A 17,148-nucleotide genomic window follows, 5' to 3' on the forward strand; every position below is an offset into this window, starting at 1 on the left:
ATGGGTCATACGCATGGGGGATCGTTTCCAAGGTTGGCCGAAACCTGCGAGCCAACCACTGTGGGTGAACAACAAAAAATCAGATTAATGCAGAACGCGCGGAGCAACCAGCGTCATCTCCGGAATCTCGACGGTAAAACGTGTACCGTCATCGGCCAACATCTGGTAGCTACCTTTCATCGAGCCATACGGCGTGCGCAACTGGGTGCTACTGGTGTATTCGTAGGTTTGCCCCGGTTCCAGCCGTGGCTGTTCGCCCACCACGCCCATGCCGCGCACCTCCTGAACTTGCTGGTTGGCATCGCTGATGATCCAGTGGCGGCTGATCAGCTGTGCAGGCTGGTCGCCCGTATTGGTAAGACGGATGCGATAGCCAAACACATAAACATCCGCGGCGATATCCGAGTTTTCCGGCACATAAAACGGCTCGGCTTCAACCTGGATTTGATAAATGGCAGACATAGCGGTACCCCGTCACAAAAGTTGCCTAGGTTCAATTCTAACAAATCCCACCGCCCAGCCTGCGGGAAAGCGCGCGCAGGGCGTGGCACAAGCCGGGGCAAAGTCGGTACAATTCTGGCTTTGCCCCGTCACCCCCACCCGCCATGACCTACCGTATTGCCCCCAGTCTGCTGTCTGCCGATTTTGCCCGTTTGGGCGAAGAAGTTCGTGATGTCATCGCTGCTTAGCGCCGACATCATTCATTTCGACGTAATGGACAACCATTACGTGCCCAACCTGACCATCGGGCCGATGGTGTGTGAAGCCATCCGCCCCCACACCAGCGCGCCCATCGACGTACACCTGATGGTCAAGCCGGTGGACAGCCTGGTTCCGCTGTTTGCCAAGGTTTGGCGCCGACATCATCACCTTCCACCCGGAAGGCTCCGAACACATCGACCGCACGCTGGGCCTGATCAAGGAACAAGGTTGCAAAGCCGGTCTGGTATTCAACCCGGCAACGCCGCTACATTATCTGGACCACGTCATGGACAAGCTCGACATGGTGCTACTGATGTCGGTTAACCCGGGCTTTGGCGGGCAGAAATTCATCCCGCACACGCTAGAAAAACTGCGTGAAGCACGCCGTCGCATTGATAACTACACCGCACGTCATGGCGGCGAGATCTGGCTGGAAGTGGATGGTGGCGTCAAGGTTGACAATATCGCCGCCATTGCCGCCGCCGGTGCTGACACCTTTGTGGCCGGTTCCGCCATTTACGGCCAGCCGGATTACCAGCAAGTGATTGACGCCATGCGCGCCGAACTGGCCAAGGTAAAGTGAGATGAAAGGGGCCATCGTCACTGGTGCCTCGCGAGGTCTCGGCACGGCACTTAGCCAGCAATTGCTGGAACAGGGCTATCAGGTGGTGGGAATGGCCCGTCACGTCAGCCCGGCCATACAGACCTTGAGCAAGCTCTGGCCGGACGCCTTCCGCTTCCTGACCGTCAACCTGACAGACAGCCGCGGACTGCACGGGGTAATGGCCGAGGCGCTGGAGTGGCTGCATAACGCTGCCGAGCAGTTGCTGCTGATCAACAATGCTAAGCGTGGTAACCCCCATCGCGACAGCTGGCTACTACCCGGCCGAGCAGGTAGCGGAAGCCATTGCCGTCAATCTGACCGCACCAATGCTGCTGACCGATGCCTTTTTGCAGTTGAGCGAAGAGCTGAGCACGGATCGTCGCCTGCTCAACGTATCATCCGGTGCGGCAATCAAGGTCTATCCCGGCTGGGGAGTTTATGGCAGCACCAAGGCCGGGCTGGACCATTTCTGCCGCCATGTTGCCGCGGAACAGCAACAGCAAGTCAATCCGGCGCGCGTCGTGGCGCTCTACCCCGGCGTAGTGGATACCGAGATGCAGACCCGCATCCGCGCCAGCGACCCGGCTCAATTCCCCAACAAACCACGCTTTGATGCACTCAAACGCGAAGGCGGTCTCAGCCAGCCGGAAGATGCCGCACACGCTATCATCGGCTACCTGTTGTCGCCGCAGTTTGGCGATGCACCAGTGGTCGATCTGCGCAATTTGTAGGCATCCCCTTACTCGCCCTTCAGGACACCCATGAATTTCAAGAACATCAAGGCCGTGGCCTTTGACCTCGATGGCACACTCGTCAATTCCATCGCCGACCTGACCAATTCGGCCAACGCCATGCGCGCCTATCTGGAGCTGCTTAAGCGCTGTCGCAACAACGTCTGCAAGAACATGTCGGCGACGGCATCGCCAGCCTGGTGCATCGCGCCATCACCGACGAACGCGACGGCCGGGCCGAAGCCTCGCTATGGGAACGCGGCTACACCTTTTTCGTCCAGCACTACCATGCGCATCTGGCCGAACACACCCGCGCCTACCCCGGCGTTGAAGATGGACTCAGCCTGCTGCGGGTACTCAAATTACCGCTGGCCGTCATCACCAACAAATCGGTACGACTGGCCGTGCCGCTACTGGAACAGCTCGGCCTGCGAGAGCAGTTCAGCGTCATTCTGGGAGGCGACTCGTTGCCGGAGAAGAAACCGTCTGCCCTGCCGTTGCTGCATACCTGCGAAAACTTCGGCATCAAGCCGGAGGACTTGCTGATGGTGGGCGACTCGGCCAATGACATCAAAGCCGCCCGTCAGGCTGGCAGCCCGGTAATAGCCGTCAATTACGGTTACGCCCCAGCCGAAACGCTGGGCGCCGACCAGATCATCGGCAACCTTGCCGAACTGTACGATTTAATGAAAAATAACTGACTGTCACGGTCATTTCTTGCAAAGACGTAATCATCATGAAATTCCTGCCCTGTCCGGCCAGTTGGCGATGGCAATCCTGATCCATCCCCTGCATTGCATCCGTTTTTTCCATCTGGCCCAAAGGTAGGTCTTTCATGACACACGAAGAATTTGCACAGCTTGCGGCGCAAGGTTACAACCGCATCCCGGTGGTACTGGAACTGTTTGCCGATCTGGACACCCCGTTGTCGGTGTATCTCAAGCTGGCCAATCAGCCCTATTCCTATCTGCTGGAATCGGTAGTGGGCGGCGAGCGTTTCGGCCGCTACTCGTTTATCGGTCTGCCCGCCTCCACCCGCTTGCGTGTCACCGACCACGTTTTGCAAGTGGAACACGGCAACGAAGTGGTGGAACGCCACGAAGGTAATCCGTTAGCCTTTATCGAAGCCTTCCAGCGCCGCTTCAAAACCCCGAGCATTCCCGGCCTGCCACGCTTTACCGGCGGGCTGGTCGGCTACTTTGGCTACGATACCATCCGCTATATCGAGAAACGGTTGGCCGAAACCCGCAAGCCGGACCCGGTAGGCACTCCCGATATCCTGCTGATGCTGTCGGAAGACCGGCGGTAGTGGACAATCTGTCGGGCAAGCTCTATCTGATCACCTATGCCGACCCGGCGATCCCCAACGCCTTCCTCAAGGCCGAGGCCCGGCTGGCACAACTGCGTGCCAAATTGCGCGCACCGATCGACATTCCGCTGTCGCTGCCGTCACAGATCACCAAAGCGGTTTCGGAGTTCGGCGAGGAGGCATTCAAAGACGCCATCAAACGAAGCAAGCAATACATCGTCGACGGCGACATCATGCAGGTTGTACTGGCCCAACGACTGCAAATGTCATATAGCGACTCGCCGCTGTCGCTATATCGCGCTCTGCGCAGCCTGAACCCGTCGCCGTACATGTATCTGTATCACTTCGACGATTTCCATGTGGTTGGCTCGTCACCGGAAATTCTGGTACGGCGCGAGCAGGATACCGTCACAGTACGGCCAATTGCCGGTACCCGCCCACGCGGCAAGACGCGCGAGCAGGATGACGCGTTGGCCGAAGAACTGCTGGCCGACCCAAAAGAAATTGCCGAGCACGTCATGTTGATGGACCTTGGCCGTAACGACGTCGGCCGCGTTGCCCAGACCGGCACGGTCAACATCACCGAAAACATGATCATCGAGCGCTACTCGCACGTCATGCATATTGTTTCCAGTGTGGAAGGCAAGGTAGACGACTTGGTCTCGAATATCGCCGTGCTCAAGGCAGCCTTCCCGGCCGGAACGCTGTCTGGCGCCCCCAAGGTGCGAGCCATGGAAATCATCGACGAATTCGAGCCAACCAAGCGAGGCGTATACGGCGGCGCCGTGGGGTACCGGGTTTCAACGGAGACATGGACTTGGCCATTGCCATCCGCACCGCAGTACTTAAGGACAACATGCTCTACGTGCAAGCCGGTGCGGGCATTGTGGCCGATTCGGTGCCGGAAATGGAATGGCTGGAAACACAAAACAAAGCACGCGCCGTGGTGCGAGCGGCCGAACTGGTACAAAAAGGGCTGGATGCCTGATCAACCAGCAACATAAGCGGTTACGCAGGGCGCCTTCAAAGGCGCCCTGTTTTTTTGCCCGACACTAACATCCACGTATGGCAAAACAGCTGGTGACAGCACCCATCATAATATGTATTATATTTACATGTTCAAAAGTTTGTGATCACCCGTGTAGTCGGTTGCCCATGCACTCACCCATTAACATGTATTTTTAATATACCATAAGGACTCACCATGCTGGATTCCGCCACCCGCACCCTAGTCAAAGCCACCGTTCCCGTATTGAAAGAACACGGCGTCACGCTGACGACCCACTTCTACCGGCGCATGTTCCAACACAACCCGGAGCTGAAAAACATCTTCAATCAGGGACACCAACATTCTGGCCAGCAACAGCAAGCATTGGCGATGGCAGTTTTGGGTTATGCAGACAACATCGACGACCCATCGGTACTGACACCAGTACTCGGCCGCATTGCCCATAAACATGTCAGCCTTGGCATTCGCGCCGAGCATTACCCGATTGTCGGTAAGCACCTGCTGGCATCTATCCGCGAAGTACTGGGTGACGCGGCGAGCGATGAGCTGATCAACGCCTGGGCTGCCGCTTATGGCCAACTGGCCGACTTATTGATTGCCGAAGAGAACAAGCTGTACGCCACCGCAACTGTCGCTGAAGGTGGCTGGAGTGGCTGGCGTCCGTTCAAGGTTGGCCGAAAAGTCGTCGAGAGCGAAGAAATCACCTCGTTCTACCTCTACCCGGCTGATGGCGGCAAAGCTCCGACGTTCCGACCCGGCCAGTACATTAGCGTGCGCCAGTTCATTGCCGACTGGAACCTGGCGCAACTACGCCAGTACAGCCTGTCTGACGCGCCCAACGGCGAGTACCTGCGCATTTCGGTAAAACGTGAAGATAGCCGCGCGGGAGGCCCCCGCCAAGGTATCCAGCCAGCTGCATCAAACCCTGAACGAAGGCGACGTCATCAACATCAGCTATCCGTTTGGCGACTTCTTCTTGCACGAGGAACGCAATACCCCCGTTGTGCTAATCAGCGCAGGCGTCGGCCAGACACCGATGCAAGCGATGCTGCAGCACCTGATCAACAGCGGCAGCCAACGTAGCATCCGTTTCCTGCATGCCTCGCGCCACGGTGGCGTACACGCCATGAAAGCCCATACCCAGCAATTGGCCGAGCAGCATGACAATGTAAAAACCATGGTGTACTACGAAACGCCGCGCGCAGAGGATATCCAGGGCAAGGATTACGATCGGGCAGGCCGGATTGATCTGACACAAGTGGCTGCAGACATGCTACCGGCGGACGCCGATTACTACCTGTGTGGCCCGCTGGGGTTCATGCTGGCGCAGCGTGACAGCCTGCTGGAGCTGGGGATTGAGCGCAGCCGCATCCACTATGAAGTGTTTGGCTCGCATACCGTCGCCAGCTGATTGACGAACGGTAAACCGCGCTCAATTGTGTCGCACCGAAGAGGGGCGGTATCCTTCTCCCCTCTTCGTCTGCCTTAATGGCCAACACCATGCAACTTACCCGCTTTACCGACTTGGGGTTGCGCGTGCTGATGTACCTGACTCACCGCGAACACGACACCCCGGTCACCATTACCGAAATTGCCAACAATTTTGCCGTATCCCGCAATCATCTGGTCAAGGTGGTGCACTTCATGGGGCTGCAGGGCTGGATACGTACCACGCGTGGCAAGGGTGGCGGTCTGGCGCTGGCACATCCACCACAGGAATATCGCTTGGGCGATATCATCCAGCGAATGGAAGCACCGATTGACTTGATCGATTGTGCCGAACCGCCTTGTGCCCTGCGCAATGGCTGTCAGTTGAAGCTGGCGCTCAATACCGGTTTGGCTACTTTTTTTGAAACCATGAATCGCTACACCCTGCAGGACATCATCGCCTCTCCGACCGGTGAAGCCATTATTCAACTGCACCGTCAGGCACACTAAGAACACAAAGGTTGGCCGAATTCGGCCAACCTTTTTCATAACCTGACGACGACAGCCATTGGTCCAGTAACACACTGCGCAGACCCGCCAGCGCAATCAACTTCTTTTTTATCGTCTGATCGCTGCCGCCATTCCTGACGTTGTGGCAGGTCGAAAAAAGTCCAGGCAACCAGTCGACTTTGCTTTTGACCTTGCGCCATGTTGATGGTTTTGCTGTCGCGAACGCCAGCCTGCTGCAATGCCCGATAAACAGCGGGCAAGCTGGCTGCTTTGGCGATCAGGCTGGTAAACCACAGGCAATGAGCGGCAAACTGCCTTGAGCTTTCCATGATCATGCGGGTGACAAAACTCTCTTCACCACCGGGACACCACAATTCGGCATGTTGGCCGCCAAAATTCAGTGTCGGGCCCTTCTTTCCTGACTGAGCCTTGCCCAGATTCTTCCACTTCCGCTGCGTTCCGGCTGTCGCTTCGGCCATTGAGCCATGGAATGGTGGATTGCATAAAGTCAGGTCAAAATAGTCATCGCTACGAATGACGTTGTTGAACATGACGTTGGCCGAAGGCTGACGCCGTAGTTCAATCGCCAGTTCCAACCCGGCATTCGCCGCGAGGATGGCCTGAGCATTGGCCAATGCACCTTGATCAATATCGGCCCCGACAAAACTCCAACCATATTCGGCGTGACCGATCAACGGATAGACGCAGTTGGCACCGACGCCAATATCCAGCACACAGACGCCCGGCCCGCGCGGGATGATGCCGTTATGACTGCGCGCCAGCAAATCTGCCAAACAATGCAGGTAATCCGCGCGACCGGGAATGGGCGGGCACAGAGAGCCAGCCGGAATATCCCAGTCACGCACTCCATACATGGACTGCAACAAGGCCCGGTTGAGTAACTTGACCGCCACCGGGTCGGCAAAATTGATGGATGGATCACCGTACGGGTTGCTGACGACATGGGCGGCCAATTCCGGGCAGGCAGCACACAATGCGGCAAAATCGTAGCGCCCTTGATGGCGGTTACGCGGATGCAAACCGCTAGCAGGTTTTGCTGCCTTGGCAGCGGACGACTTGGCACGCATGTTACTTCCTGTTGAGACGAGCAGCGATGGTGGGGCAACGGGCTTGAAAGCCAGTCTTACCATCGTTTACGAGGGTATGAGACTTGCGCGGAATTTTAGCAGGATCAGGACGTCATCACGCGGGCGTAATGCCAAACACTCCACTACGCTGGAATAGCGCCCAGCACGAACTAGGGATTTCCCCTATACACCGACGAATAAAACGAATGTATGTTTTATGCTGAAATTCTGAATGAATTTCTGGCTCTTGACATTTGGCAAGACAGATATCCGCCCTTACATACCCGCCTGATGGCGGGCATTTTTTTGCGATGAACTACGCCGCATGCCCGCAGGGTTTCTCCGAGCGCTCCACGATCTCACTCTTGCGCAACTTCAAATCCAGTAGTTTGTGTATTTCAATTACCACCCCGGCGGTATGGACGGATAGCAGCACCGTGGCTGCCCTGGCGGGCGTGGTGTTCGCTGGGGTGCAGGGGGCCGTCGAAATCCACACCGATGATCGGGGAGATCAACTTCACCTTGTAAAACATGCTTGCCTTCCTTACGGCTTATCAAGCGGCGTACCTTACGCCAGCTGGGTGACAGTTGATTGACAGGACAGATTGTGCACGCTGGCGATTGCTCATTTAGTTCGTGTTCGTACTATTTTTGAACAGCGATGAACTATTGGAGTAAACTGTAGACATAGGATTAGTAGCTCCCTCTATCCATCGAACGAGGCACACACATGTCTTCAAGCATTGGTAGTATCTCTGGTCAACAATTTCAGGCTGCCGTGCGTTCGACCACGCCGCAGCAGGTGAAAACTGGCCGTGACAGTGACGGCGATAATGACAACAGCAAAGCTGGCGAAGTAGAGAAAAAAGCCAGACAACCGGTTTCTTCTACCGTTGGCACGCGCATCGACACCACCGCCTGATCAGGTTCAGGCGTGTCATGAAAATAGCCACCCTCATGGGTGGCTATTTTTTTGTGTCCGACGCAGAGCTAAAGCCTTATCGGAGCTGACTCAATCAAACTGTCGGCGGAACAGCACCAGACCGAAACCAAACACCAGCAAACCAATACCGGTCATGCTTCAGCAATCGACCCGGCCAAATCATGCCAGCCCTGCCCTTTGAGCAAGATGCCGAAGGCGATATCCAGATAATAATGCAGCGGTGAGATCAGCATCATCAGGCGCAGCCACGGCGGCATGGCTTCCGGCGGGGTCCAGGGCGCCGGACAAGAACAACATGGGCGCCAGAATCAGGATGGCCAGCATGCCGACTTGCGCCAGATTACGGGCGACAGTGGCGGCAAACAGGCCAAGCCCGGCGGTGGTAAAAACATAAAGCCCGCTGACGGCAAAGAACAAGGCCAGACTGCCTTTTACCGGTATGGCAAACAGCGGAATCAGCACCAGAAACAGGCTGAGCGCCACGCCGATGAGGATGACCCCCGTCATCGACACCACCTTGGGGAACATGATGCCGAACGGAGACAGCGGCGAAACGATGAGCTGCTCGACCGTGCCGCGTTCTTTCTCACGCACCATCGCCGCGGCTTAAGCAGCAACACGGCAAACACGGTGGCGATATTGAGGATTTCCGACAGGCCCATGAACCAGCTGTCTTCCTCGTTGGGATTGAACCACACCCGCACGTCGTTGCTGACAACCGGCAGGTTGGCCGAAGAACGATCACCAGCGACGCCGAGCCGCGTCATCGCCTGTTCCAGACCATAACTGCTGATGATCTGCTGCGCATAGCTGGTGGCGAGAAACCCCAGCACGGAATTGGTGGTATCCACCTGCATGGCCACCGGCGTTTGGCGCCCGGTTTCCGTGTTTTCGGCCAACCCGTGCGGGATGGACAGCAACAGCATGGCATTGCCCTGATCCAGCGCCGCCAAGCCAGCCTTGTCGTGCAGCACTTCACCGTCCACCCGGAAATACGGTTCGCGGAAACGGGCCACCAGTTCGCGCGAGGCTTCGGTGCGGTCGAGGTCTTGCACCAGCGTGGCGGCATGATTGAGTGACAACGACACACCGGATGCTGCGATAAAAATATCCACGGTAAAGGCGTAGACGATAAACCCGAGCAACACCCGGTCACGCCCCAGTTGCTTGAGTTCCTTGACCAGCATGACGGCAAAGCGCCGAATGGCCATCTGCCACCACAACAAGGTATTGCTCATGTTCTCGGCCTCTTGCTAAACAGCGCATAGCCAACGCCAAACAGCAGCGTCGCATAACCGGCCAGCACCGCCACCGGCGCCACAGCACCGTCCAGCCAACGCCTTTGAGGAAACAGCCGACCACAATGTCGGTGTAATACATCGCTTGGCATCAGGTGCGAGACCACTTTGGCGCCCTGCCCAAGCGAAGCAATCGGAATGATCAGGCCGGAATACAGCACGGCCGGAATCATGGTGACGATCATGGTGACAATCATGGCGGCAATCTGGGTGCGCACCATGATGGAAACCAACAGGCCAATACCGGTGGTGCACAACACGTACACCAGCGTGGCCAGCAGGAAAAAGCCGAAATCGCCCTTGAACGGCACGCGGTACAGCAAGGTGGCCAGCAGCCACAACCCAAGAATATTGACCGTGGAAATACCGACATACGGCGTCAGTTTGCCCACCAGAAATTCACCCCGGCTGACATTGGACGCATAGATATTGAAGATGGAGCCGTTTTCTTTCTCGCGCACCACACCAAGTGCGGTAAGAAACGGCGGCGACAGCATCAGGATCACCATGATGAGCTTGGGCGCCAACGACCAGATACTGGTCACGCTCTGGTTATACAGATACCGCGCTTCCAGCGTGATCGGCGTCAGCGCTGCCAGCACGTGCTCGCGGCTCATGCCGCTGGCGCGCGCCACGGCTTCGGCCAACGATGACAGGCTGAAGGCGGCGTTGATGGCACTGACATAGCCCTTGGTGGTCATGGCGCGGCTGGGGAACGTGCCGTCCACCAGCGTCTGGATATCGGCTTGGCGCCCGGCCGCCAGATCACGTCCAAAGCTGGGGGGAATCACCAGCACCACACGCGCCTCGCCACTGGCCACCAGCCGCGCGGCCGAGCTTTCATCCTGAGCGTAACCCTTGAACTGGAAATAGCGCGAGCCAATGAAACGGTAGGCGTATTCGCGGCTGGCAGCCGAGCGGTCATGATCCACCACGGCAAACGGGATGTTTTCCACATCCAGCGACAAGCCATAACCAAACAACACCATCAGCAGCGCTAAGCTACGACAAAGGCCAGCGAGAAAAACAGCCGGTCGCGGATGATTTCGCGCCATTCCTTGTAGGCAATGGCGGCAATACGTTGCAGATTCATGCCGCGCCCTTCCCGGCCTTGGCCGCTTCCAGCTGGGTTACCCGATGCACAAACACATCCTCCATCGCCATCGGCCGCTCCTGTACCTGAGCCTCAACGCCAAGCGACTGCAAGGTTTCGGCCAACCTTTGCGGCTCACGGGTGAGCACATGCAAAGTGCTGCCATACGGCGAAACACTGGCAAAGCCAGCCTGCTGCAACGGTTTGACCAGCGCCGCCGCATTGGCGGCGGTAACTTCGTACAGATTACCGGCTTCGGCCACCACGTCCTGTTTCATGCGCGCGGGGGAAGCATCGGCCACCACGCGGTTTAAGCAAACATCAGCGCCAGATGGTCGCAATGTTCGGCTTCGCTCATGTAATGGGTCGTCACCAGCATGGCGACGCCATCCACGCGCGACAGGTTAAACAGAATGTCCCAGAAGGCACGGCGGCCGAGCGGGTCGACCCCGGAGGTTGGTTCATCCAGAAACAGCACCCGCGGTTTGTGCACCAGAGCGCAACCAAGCGCCAGACGCTGGCGCAGGCCCATGGGCAAAGTGGCCGCCAGATCGTTTTCGTGCCCTTCCAGCCCGGCCATGCCGATGATCCACGCCAGCCGCTCGGCACGCGCCTTGCGGTCAAGACCATAGATGCTTAAGCATACAGGCGGATGTTTTCCACCACGGTCAGGTCAAGGTAGAGCGAAAACGCCTGCGACATGTAACCGATGCGCGACTTGATCAGCGCGCCCGCGTATTTCATGTCCGCCCCGGCCACCCGCCCCTCGCCACCGCTGGGTGGCAAAATGCCGGTCAGCATCTTGATGGCCGTGGTTTTGCCCGCGCCATTGGCACCGAGCAGGCCAAAAATTTCGCCCGGTTGCACAGTAAAACTCACATCCCCGACGGCAACGAAATCACCAAACCGCTTGGTCAGACCGCGCGCCTCGATGGCGGGCTCGTTGCCGTCAGCCAGTGGTGCCGAGGCGGCAGCAAGGTGGTACGTTCTTCTGCGCCCTGCTGCGCCATTAGTGCCACGAACACGTCTTCCAGTTCTGGCGTCAGCACATCCAGCCGTTGCACCACCAGCCCTTGCAACAGTTCCGTCAGACGCGCGCGGGCCTCGTTTTCGGCCAACCCTTGGGCAAACAGCCGGATATTCGGCCCCATCGCCTCGCACTGCGGGAAATGGGCAGACAAGCGCTGGATGGCATCCAGCTGCGGTGTCGCCTGACACTGCACGATGCTACCCGGCACGCGTTGCAGAATCTCAGCCGGTGTTCCCTCGGCCAGCAGGCGCCCGTCATGCAACAGGCTCATGCGGGTAAAGCGGCTGGCTTCGTCCATATAGGCGGTGGACACCAGCGCGGTCAGCCCCTGCTCGGCAATAAGCTCGGACAGAATGGCCCAGAAATCGCGGCGCGATACCGGATCTACACCGGTAGTCGGCTCATCCAGAATGATCAGATCCGGCGCATGGATCAGCGTGCACACCAGTCCGAGCTTTTGCTTCATGCCACCGGAGAGCTGCTTCATCGGCCGGTGGCGAAAAGCCGCCAGCCGGGTGATGGCCAGCAATTTCTCCTTGCGTGCCTCAGCTTCCGCCTTGGGCACCAGGCGCAGGCGGGCGAAGAAATCAACGTTTTCCTCGATGGACAAATCGCCGTACAGGTTTTGCCCCAAGCCTTGTGGCATCAGGCCGATACGGCCTTTCACCGCTTCGGCAGAGCGTTCGCTGTCGATAGGTTGGCCGAAAACCGTCAGTTCGCCCTGATCAAACGACAACACGCTTACCACGGCTTTCATGAAGCTGGATTTACCCGCGCCATCCGGCCCAATCAGGCCATACAGTTCGCCGCGCCGCACCGCGACATTGAGGCCGCGCACCGCATCATGGCGCGCGTAGCGTTTGACAAATCCGGTGGCGGAAATGACCTGTTCTGCCATGGCGTTACCAGCGCGGACGTTGCCATTCGACACCGTCTTTCCAGCGGATGACGGCATCGGCTGGCAAGCCCGGCGTCAGCTTGAAGCCCGGGTTGCTCTTGAGCGACAGCTTGACGGCGTACACCAGCTTGACGCGCTCGTCCGGCGTCTGTACCTCTTTCGGGGTAAATTCGGCGCGACTGGCAATATTGGTCACCGTGGCGTCAACCGGCTGATTGGGAAACGCATCGGTATACAGCCGTGCTTAAGCAAGCCCAGCCGGACCTTGCCGATCTGGTTTTCCGGCACGTACACCTTGAGGTAGAGCTTGTTGAGGTCAACGATGTCCAGCACGGCGCCACCGGCGGCCAGCACTTCACCGGGCTCGCGCAAGCGGCTAACCACAACACCATGCGGCTGGCGCCAGCAGGTTGAGTTCTTTCAGCACCGATCCGGCTTCCCGTTCCATCGCCTGCGCCTGACGGATTTGCTGCTCCGATTGCTCCAGCTGGGTGCGGGCGCTCACTGCGGCCAGTTGCATCTGTTCAGTGTGATAGCGATCGACCGAGCCACGCGCCAGCAAGTCGCTGTAACGCGCGGCGTCCTTGTTGGCCTGTGCCCCGGCCGCGGCGGCCCGTTCACGCTGGGCGCGTGCGGCTGACACCGCTGCCCGTGCGGCTTCCAGCTTGGCGGCGATTTCATCGGAAGTTAAACGCGCCACCACTTCGCCCGGTTTGACGGCATCGCCTTCATGCACGCGCACTTCCGCCAGACGGCCGGGATACTTGGTCGCCACCAGCATGCGGTCGCCTTCCAGCCTAAGCCATTGGCCTGAATCAGCCCTTCCGGCAAACCGCGATCGCGTGACTGCCACATGCCGTAACCGATGCCGCCAACGACGGCCAGCACCACCAGCCCCAGAATCAAACGTGTCTTTTGCATCAGGATTTCCGTTTCAGAGTTCGCCGGTGGCGCGTTTGAGTCGCACCACGGCCAAGGCATGGTCGTAGCGGGCGGTATACAGATTGCGCTGACTGTCTGCGCGGCGGGTTTCGGCCGCCAGAACCTCGGTCTGGTTCGCCAGGCCGTTACGATAGCGGTCACGCTGGATGGTCAGGTATTCGTTGGCCGAAGCCAGAGCGGTTTGTGCCACCTGCAGGCGCTCGGCAGCATCCACTTCCAGACTGACAGCACGCTGCACGTCCAGTTGCACCAGCGTGCGCGCGTCTTCACGCTGTTCTTTGACCGCTTCCGCCTCCGCCACCACACTGCCCGCCTTGGCGCGAGTCAGCCCGCTGTCAAACGGCGTCCGGTCACGCCCACACCGGCGGCGCCCAAGCCCTTGTTGACCAGATAGCGATTATCCAGATAGGTGTACGAGGCAAACACGCCCACTTGCGGCCCGGCTTCCGCCTTCACGCTTTTGGCCTTGGCCTCCAGCGAACTGGACCAAGCGGCCAGCGCCGCCAGTTCCGGCCGCTGGTTTTCGGCCAACCCGGTAAGTTGCGGCAGGCTGCGCCGTTCGCGCGGGTAATTCACCTCGGCGAGGCTCACCGGCTGACCAAACGGCTAAGCCCAGCAGGCGGTTGTAAGCCGCCCGCGCCACGCTCGCGGCCTGACCGGCGGCAATCAGCTTCTGCCGCGCATCGGCCACCGCTACATCAGCGCCCAGCACATCACCGCGCGCGACCAAACCTTTCTGATAGAAATTGCCAACATCGCGCCGATAGGCCGACAGGCTGGTCAGCAGCTCCCGCGCCACCTGTTCGGCATCGCGCGCGCGCAGCACGTTGAAATAGGCCTCGGCCACATCCAGTTTGACATCTTGTCGCGTCCGCTCTTCGCCATATTGCGCGGCCTGTTCCGCGGCCTGAGCAGCATCATGCAGATGCGTCAGTCGGCCACTGGTATACACCGGCAGGCTGATGCGCGCTTCGGCCAACGTTACCTGATCATCCGACAGCGACGCCTCCATGCTGCCGGGCAACAGGCCACGTAGCGGCAGCGGCAAACCGGAGGTGAGCGGGCTGAGGTCCATGCGTGCCTTCGGCTCGCGTTCCAGTTTGAGCCAGTTGCCTTGCAGGCTGACCACCGGGCCAGCCGCCGCTTGCGCCGCGTGGCGCTGCTCGCTGGCGGCGTCCACCTTGCGTGCTTCCGCTTTCAGCGTGCGGCTGCTGCCCAGTGCTTGCGACCAGGCTTGTTCCAGCGTTTCTGCCGAGGCGGGCAGCAGCACCAGCCCCAACAGCAACGGCACAAGACAACGGTTGATAACGGGGTATGCCATTAGCGTAATAAACCGAAATTTATTAATATCACGGTTATTTTAACTCAGAAACTTCGCCATGGCTGCGGCTATCCCGTCGTCCGGCCCTTTCATCGAAATTATTTCACCCATGATCAGGCCTTGCGCCATGTCTGCAACAACTGCGCCGCCGCACGCAAGGCAAAGGCATACACCGACAGCTGCGGGTTGGCACCAATGCTGGTGGGGAACACCGAGCCATCGATCACCGTCAGGTTAGCCAATTGCCAATGTTGGCCGAAAGCATTGACCACGCCCTGCTGTGGTGTGGCGCTCATTGCCGCGCCGCCCATCACATGAGCGCTGACCACGCGCGCCAGCAACGGTTCCAGTGGTAATTGCGCGATATGTTGTTGTGCCTCGCGCCAACGGCTCATCGGCCGCGCCTGTTCATGAATGGTCAACACCTGACGCGCTCCGGCAGCAAACTGCACCTCCGCCATGGTCAGCCAACTGCGGCGGATGCCGTCCCAGAGCGCATCGGTGAGCGGATAGTCCAGTTCCGGCGAGCCATCCGACCGCAGGCGCACCTGCCCGCCGGGGCTATCCGCATGAAAACCATCGCGCTGCAACGCCAGCATCACGTTCAAATGCGGCATCGACGAGGCCAAACGGGCAAACTCGGCGCCGAAGCCGCTGAGCGTGGTGCCCAGCAATACAGGGTGCACCGGTGGCACTTCCAGCTTGTACCCCAGCGGCCCATCCAGCGGCTGGGTATGCATGAAATGATCGGAATAAACGGTTTGCGGCGCTCCATTGAACGCCTCGATCGGCTCGGCCATGACGGCACCGGACAACGCCACCGGATGCAAAAAGGTCCGGCGACCTAGCTGTTGATAGGGGTCATCCAGCTCGCTGCGCAACAAAATGGCCGGGGTGCCAATGGCACCGGCGCTGAGCACCACATGGCGCGCCCGTACTTGCAGGGTATGGCCAGTGGGGGTGATGCCATCGGCAGCGAGCAGGCTGCATTGCACCCCCTCCACCTGCTGACGATTGGCATGCAGCCGCAGGCGTTCCACCCGCGCCCGCGTCACCAGCTGCGCGCCATGCTGCAAAGCGCCGGGGATGGTAGTCACCAGCATTGACTGCTTGGCATTGATCGGACAGCCCATGCCGCAGTAGCCCAGATTCCAGCAGCCGCGCACATTGCGGCGAATTCGGCCAAACTTCAGGCCCAGCGTCTGACAGCCGCGTTCCAGCACCGTGTTATTGGCATTAGGCACCATGCCCCAGTCAGCAATACCCAACCGCGCCTCGGCCTGTTCAAACCACGGTGCCATGGCCGCTTCGGTCAGTTCGTTCAAACCATGACGGGACCGCCACCACGCCAGCGTTTCGGGTGGCGTGCGGAACGAGCTGGTCCAGTTCACCGTGGTGCTGCCACCCACCGTGCGCCCCTGCAAAATGGTAATGGCCTTGTCGGCGGTTTTGCGGCTGGCCGATTCCTGATACAGCTGTGGATAGGCCTGCGATTCCAGCAAACGAAAATCGCGGGACGAGTGCAATCCGCCCTCTTCCAGCATCAGCACCGATAACCCCGCCTGCGCCAGCTGCTCCGCCACCATGCCGCCACCGGCGCCAGTGCCGACAATCACCACATCGGCGCTCAATATCAGGTCTTGCCCAACCCGGCTGCCATCAGTCACGCGCCAGCCGCTGGCCAGCCCGTCTGCCACCGGGTCAGGAATCGTTACACGTGCAGTCATGGCAAGCGCTCCAGAACGTATGCAGGCCGGGTGTAGCCCAAGGCTGGCCAACTGGCCGGATTACCAAACCAGGCGGCGGCAATCAGCGCATGTAACGCCTGATAGCCCGTGCGCTGCCACTGCAAGCGGCTGATTTGCCAACTGCGCAAGAACGCTGACAGCTCGGCCACACCCGCTTGCGACCACGGCACCGCCACGCCCAGCAGATAACGGCGCGCCCAGCGATTGGCCAGCAGATCAAACAACAGGCGAACCTCGCGCTGCACGGCAGGCGGCAGGCTTGGCAACCGCCTGATCGACACCACGCACCACCTCATCACGCGGCACATCCGGCTGTCCCAGCAGTACCGGCGCCAGCGCCCGGACGATGACCGCATCCAGCGGTGTCAGGAATCGCCAGCCAGACGGTGATACAGCCGATGACGCAGGATCGGCGGCAGGAGCCGCCAACCAGCAGCCAGTACTGCCACGCCACCCACCAGACCGGTTTTAAACAATTGACGGCGGGTCAGCAT

The 17,148-nt window shown here is 59.2% G+C and carries 24 protein-coding genes and 4 pseudogenes; 10 read left to right on the forward strand and 18 right to left on the reverse strand.

Annotated elements, in window-relative coordinates:
- Positions 1 to 84: 84 nt before the first annotated feature.
- Positions 85 to 462, reverse strand: a complete 378-nt coding sequence (gene apaG / locus GKE73_RS00700) for a Co2+/Mg2+ efflux facilitator ApaG/CorD (protein WP_230368688.1) — start codon at positions 460 to 462, stop codon at positions 85 to 87.
- A gap of 143 nt (positions 463 to 605) precedes the next feature.
- On the opposite strand from apaG, the pseudogene rpe reads away from it, so the two are divergent.
- The 8 genes and pseudogenes from rpe (at position 606) to GKE73_RS00735 (ending at position 6,293) form a co-directional block, all read left to right on the forward strand.
- Positions 606 to 1,285 (forward strand): annotated as a pseudogene (rpe, locus tag GKE73_RS00705) (ribulose-phosphate 3-epimerase).
- A gap of 1 nt (position 1,286) precedes the next feature.
- Positions 1,287 to 1,487 (forward strand): annotated as a pseudogene (locus tag GKE73_RS21975) (SDR family NAD(P)-dependent oxidoreductase); the annotation flags it as partial.
- Between the two features lie 64 nt (positions 1,488 to 1,551).
- Positions 1,552 to 2,037 (forward strand): SDR family NAD(P)-dependent oxidoreductase, encoded by a 486-nt coding sequence (locus GKE73_RS21980; RefSeq protein WP_312854325.1) that lies wholly within the window; start codon positions 1,552 to 1,554, stop codon positions 2,035 to 2,037.
- Positions 2,038 to 2,067: 30 nt separating this feature from the next.
- A pseudogene (locus tag GKE73_RS00715) lies at positions 2,068 to 2,738 on the forward strand (phosphoglycolate phosphatase).
- A gap of 134 nt (positions 2,739 to 2,872) precedes the next feature.
- Positions 2,873 to 4,334: pseudogene (gene trpE, locus GKE73_RS00720) on the forward strand (anthranilate synthase component I).
- 216 nt (positions 4,335 to 4,550) lie between these two features.
- On the forward strand, positions 4,551 to 5,438 hold the full coding sequence (locus tag GKE73_RS00725) for a globin domain-containing protein (RefSeq protein ID WP_230368690.1): 888 nt from the start codon (positions 4,551 to 4,553) through the stop codon (positions 5,436 to 5,438).
- Positions 5,392 to 5,766 (forward strand): ferredoxin reductase domain-containing protein, encoded by a 375-nt coding sequence (locus GKE73_RS00730; protein WP_230368691.1) that lies wholly within the window; start codon positions 5,392 to 5,394, stop codon positions 5,764 to 5,766. The genes GKE73_RS00725 and GKE73_RS00730 overlap by 47 nt, the downstream gene beginning before the upstream one ends.
- Positions 5,767 to 5,855: 89 nt before the next feature.
- Positions 5,856 to 6,293 carry an RrF2 family transcriptional regulator gene (locus tag GKE73_RS00735; RefSeq protein ID WP_230368692.1) on the forward strand — a complete coding sequence of 146 codons (438 nt, stop codon included), beginning with the start codon at positions 5,856 to 5,858 and terminating at the stop codon, positions 6,291 to 6,293.
- Between the two features lie 35 nt (positions 6,294 to 6,328).
- Here GKE73_RS00735 and rlmF read toward each other — a convergent pair whose 3' ends face one another.
- Positions 6,329 to 7,381, reverse strand: coding sequence for a 23S rRNA (adenine(1618)-N(6))-methyltransferase RlmF (gene rlmF / locus GKE73_RS00740; protein WP_230368693.1), 1,053 nt, complete (start codon positions 7,379 to 7,381; stop codon positions 6,329 to 6,331).
- Positions 7,382 to 7,692: 311 nt separating this feature from the next.
- On the opposite strand from rlmF, the gene GKE73_RS00745 reads away from it, so the two are divergent.
- Positions 7,693 to 7,977 (forward strand): hypothetical protein, encoded by a 285-nt coding sequence (locus GKE73_RS00745; protein ID WP_230368694.1) that lies wholly within the window; start codon positions 7,693 to 7,695, stop codon positions 7,975 to 7,977.
- A 134-nt stretch (positions 7,978 to 8,111) separates the two neighbouring features.
- Positions 8,112 to 8,303: a hypothetical protein gene (locus GKE73_RS00750; RefSeq protein WP_230368695.1), complete on the forward strand. Its 192-nt coding sequence runs from the start codon at positions 8,112 to 8,114 to the stop codon at positions 8,301 to 8,303.
- Between the two features lie 180 nt (positions 8,304 to 8,483).
- Here the strand turns inward: GKE73_RS00750 and GKE73_RS00755 are convergent, their stop codons facing one another.
- The 16 genes from GKE73_RS00755 to GKE73_RS21995 form a co-directional block, all read right to left on the reverse strand.
- Positions 8,484 to 8,921 carry an ABC transporter permease gene (locus tag GKE73_RS00755; RefSeq protein WP_230368696.1) on the reverse strand — a complete coding sequence of 146 codons (438 nt, stop codon included), beginning with the start codon at positions 8,919 to 8,921 and terminating at the stop codon, positions 8,484 to 8,486.
- Positions 8,828 to 9,562, reverse strand: a complete 735-nt coding sequence (locus GKE73_RS00760) for a hypothetical protein (protein ID WP_230368697.1) — start codon at positions 9,560 to 9,562, stop codon at positions 8,828 to 8,830. Before GKE73_RS00760 ends, GKE73_RS00755 begins: the two co-directional genes overlap by 94 nt.
- Positions 9,559 to 10,611 (reverse strand): ABC transporter permease, encoded by a 1,053-nt coding sequence (locus GKE73_RS00765; protein WP_230368698.1) that lies wholly within the window; start codon positions 10,609 to 10,611, stop codon positions 9,559 to 9,561. Before GKE73_RS00765 ends, GKE73_RS00760 begins: the two co-directional genes overlap by 4 nt.
- A 100-nt stretch (positions 10,612 to 10,711) precedes the next feature.
- Positions 10,712 to 11,017 (reverse strand): hypothetical protein, encoded by a 306-nt coding sequence (locus tag GKE73_RS00770; protein ID WP_230368699.1) that lies wholly within the window; start codon positions 11,015 to 11,017, stop codon positions 10,712 to 10,714.
- Positions 11,018 to 11,025: 8 nt separating this feature from the next.
- The gene (locus tag GKE73_RS21985; RefSeq protein ID WP_312854530.1) at positions 11,026 to 11,349 is read right to left on the reverse strand and encodes an ATP-binding cassette domain-containing protein; all 324 of its coding nucleotides are present in this window, start codon (positions 11,347 to 11,349) and stop codon (positions 11,026 to 11,028) included.
- Between the two features lie 2 nt (positions 11,350 to 11,351).
- The gene (locus tag GKE73_RS21990) at positions 11,352 to 11,594 is read right to left on the reverse strand and encodes an ATP-binding cassette domain-containing protein (protein WP_312854326.1); all 243 of its coding nucleotides are present in this window, start codon (positions 11,592 to 11,594) and stop codon (positions 11,352 to 11,354) included.
- Positions 11,595 to 11,629: 35 nt separating this feature from the next.
- Positions 11,630 to 12,643, reverse strand: a complete 1,014-nt coding sequence (locus GKE73_RS00780; protein ID WP_230368700.1) for an ABC transporter ATP-binding protein — start codon at positions 12,641 to 12,643, stop codon at positions 11,630 to 11,632.
- Positions 12,644 to 12,647: 4 nt separating this feature from the next.
- Positions 12,648 to 12,839 (reverse strand): hypothetical protein, encoded by a 192-nt coding sequence (locus GKE73_RS00785; protein ID WP_230368701.1) that lies wholly within the window; start codon positions 12,837 to 12,839, stop codon positions 12,648 to 12,650.
- On the reverse strand, positions 12,836 to 13,015 hold the full coding sequence (locus GKE73_RS00790) for an HlyD family efflux transporter periplasmic adaptor subunit (protein ID WP_230368702.1): 180 nt from the start codon (positions 13,013 to 13,015) through the stop codon (positions 12,836 to 12,838). The genes GKE73_RS00785 and GKE73_RS00790 overlap by 4 nt, the downstream gene beginning before the upstream one ends.
- 4 nt (positions 13,016 to 13,019) lie before the next feature.
- A complete protein-coding gene (locus GKE73_RS00795; RefSeq protein WP_230368703.1) occupies positions 13,020 to 13,424 on the reverse strand; it encodes an efflux RND transporter periplasmic adaptor subunit in 405 nt (134 codons plus the stop codon).
- On the reverse strand, positions 13,331 to 13,564 hold the full coding sequence (locus tag GKE73_RS00800; protein WP_230368704.1) for a hypothetical protein: 234 nt from the start codon (positions 13,562 to 13,564) through the stop codon (positions 13,331 to 13,333). The genes GKE73_RS00795 and GKE73_RS00800 overlap by 94 nt, the downstream gene beginning before the upstream one ends.
- Before the next feature lie 13 nt (positions 13,565 to 13,577).
- Positions 13,578 to 13,886, reverse strand: a complete 309-nt coding sequence (locus GKE73_RS00805) for a TolC family protein (RefSeq protein ID WP_230368705.1) — start codon at positions 13,884 to 13,886, stop codon at positions 13,578 to 13,580.
- Positions 13,887 to 13,982: 96 nt separating this feature from the next.
- Positions 13,983 to 14,906, reverse strand: coding sequence for a TolC family protein (locus GKE73_RS00810; RefSeq protein ID WP_230368706.1), 924 nt, complete (start codon positions 14,904 to 14,906; stop codon positions 13,983 to 13,985).
- A gap of 113 nt (positions 14,907 to 15,019) precedes the next feature.
- Entirely contained in the window at positions 15,020 to 16,633 is a 1,614-nt protein-coding gene (locus tag GKE73_RS00815; RefSeq protein ID WP_230368707.1) for a GMC family oxidoreductase, read from the reverse strand.
- The gene (locus tag GKE73_RS00820; protein WP_230368708.1) at positions 16,630 to 17,010 is read right to left on the reverse strand and encodes a hypothetical protein; all 381 of its coding nucleotides are present in this window, start codon (positions 17,008 to 17,010) and stop codon (positions 16,630 to 16,632) included. The genes GKE73_RS00815 and GKE73_RS00820 overlap by 4 nt, the downstream gene beginning before the upstream one ends.
- A 9-nt stretch (positions 17,011 to 17,019) precedes the next feature.
- Positions 17,020 to 17,148 carry a hypothetical protein gene (locus GKE73_RS21995; protein ID WP_280954665.1) on the reverse strand — a complete coding sequence of 43 codons (129 nt, stop codon included), beginning with the start codon at positions 17,146 to 17,148 and terminating at the stop codon, positions 17,020 to 17,022.

This window comes from Paludibacterium denitrificans (assembly GCF_009707705.1).
GTDB lineage: Bacteria > Pseudomonadota > Gammaproteobacteria > Burkholderiales > Chromobacteriaceae > Paludibacterium_A > Paludibacterium_A denitrificans.

Coding starts and splice junctions, on each gene's coding strand:
- apaG (WP_230368688.1), bottom strand. CDS start 462: ATGTCTGCCATTTATCAAATCCAGGTTGAAGCCGAGCCGTTTTATGTG.
- GKE73_RS00725 (WP_230368690.1), top strand. CDS start 4,551: ATGCTGGATTCCGCCACCCGCACCCTAGTCAAAGCCACCGTTCCCGTA.
- GKE73_RS00730 (WP_230368691.1), top strand. CDS start 5,392: ATGCAAGCGATGCTGCAGCACCTGATCAACAGCGGCAGCCAACGTAGC.
- GKE73_RS00735 (WP_230368692.1), top strand. CDS start 5,856: ATGCAACTTACCCGCTTTACCGACTTGGGGTTGCGCGTGCTGATGTAC.
- rlmF (WP_230368693.1), bottom strand. CDS start 7,381: ATGCGTGCCAAGTCGTCCGCTGCCAAGGCAGCAAAACCTGCTAGCGGT.
- GKE73_RS00745 (WP_230368694.1), top strand. CDS start 7,693: ATGAACTACGCCGCATGCCCGCAGGGTTTCTCCGAGCGCTCCACGATC.
- GKE73_RS00750 (WP_230368695.1), top strand. CDS start 8,112: ATGTCTTCAAGCATTGGTAGTATCTCTGGTCAACAATTTCAGGCTGCC.
- GKE73_RS00755 (WP_230368696.1), bottom strand. CDS start 8,921: ATGGTGCGTGAGAAAGAACGCGGCACGGTCGAGCAGCTCATCGTTTCG.
- GKE73_RS00760 (WP_230368697.1), bottom strand. CDS start 9,562: ATGAGCAATACCTTGTTGTGGTGGCAGATGGCCATTCGGCGCTTTGCC.
- GKE73_RS00765 (WP_230368698.1), bottom strand. CDS start 10,611: ATGGTGTTGTTTGGTTATGGCTTGTCGCTGGATGTGGAAAACATCCCG.
- GKE73_RS00780 (WP_230368700.1), bottom strand. CDS start 12,643: ATGGCAGAACAGGTCATTTCCGCCACCGGATTTGTCAAACGCTACGCG.
- GKE73_RS00795 (WP_230368703.1), bottom strand. CDS start 13,424: ATGCTGGTGGCGACCAAGTATCCCGGCCGTCTGGCGGAAGTGCGCGTG.
- GKE73_RS00800 (WP_230368704.1), bottom strand. CDS start 13,564: ATGCAAAAGACACGTTTGATTCTGGGGCTGGTGGTGCTGGCCGTCGTT.
- GKE73_RS00810 (WP_230368706.1), bottom strand. CDS start 14,906: ATGGCATACCCCGTTATCAACCGTTGTCTTGTGCCGTTGCTGTTGGGG.
- GKE73_RS00815 (WP_230368707.1), bottom strand. CDS start 16,633: ATGACTGCACGTGTAACGATTCCTGACCCGGTGGCAGACGGGCTGGCC.
- GKE73_RS00820 (WP_230368708.1), bottom strand. CDS start 17,010: ATGCGGTCATCGTCCGGGCGCTGGCGCCGGTACTGCTGGGACAGCCGG.
- GKE73_RS21995 (WP_280954665.1), bottom strand. CDS start 17,148: ATGCTGACCCGCCGTCAATTGTTTAAAACCGGTCTGGTGGGTGGCGTG.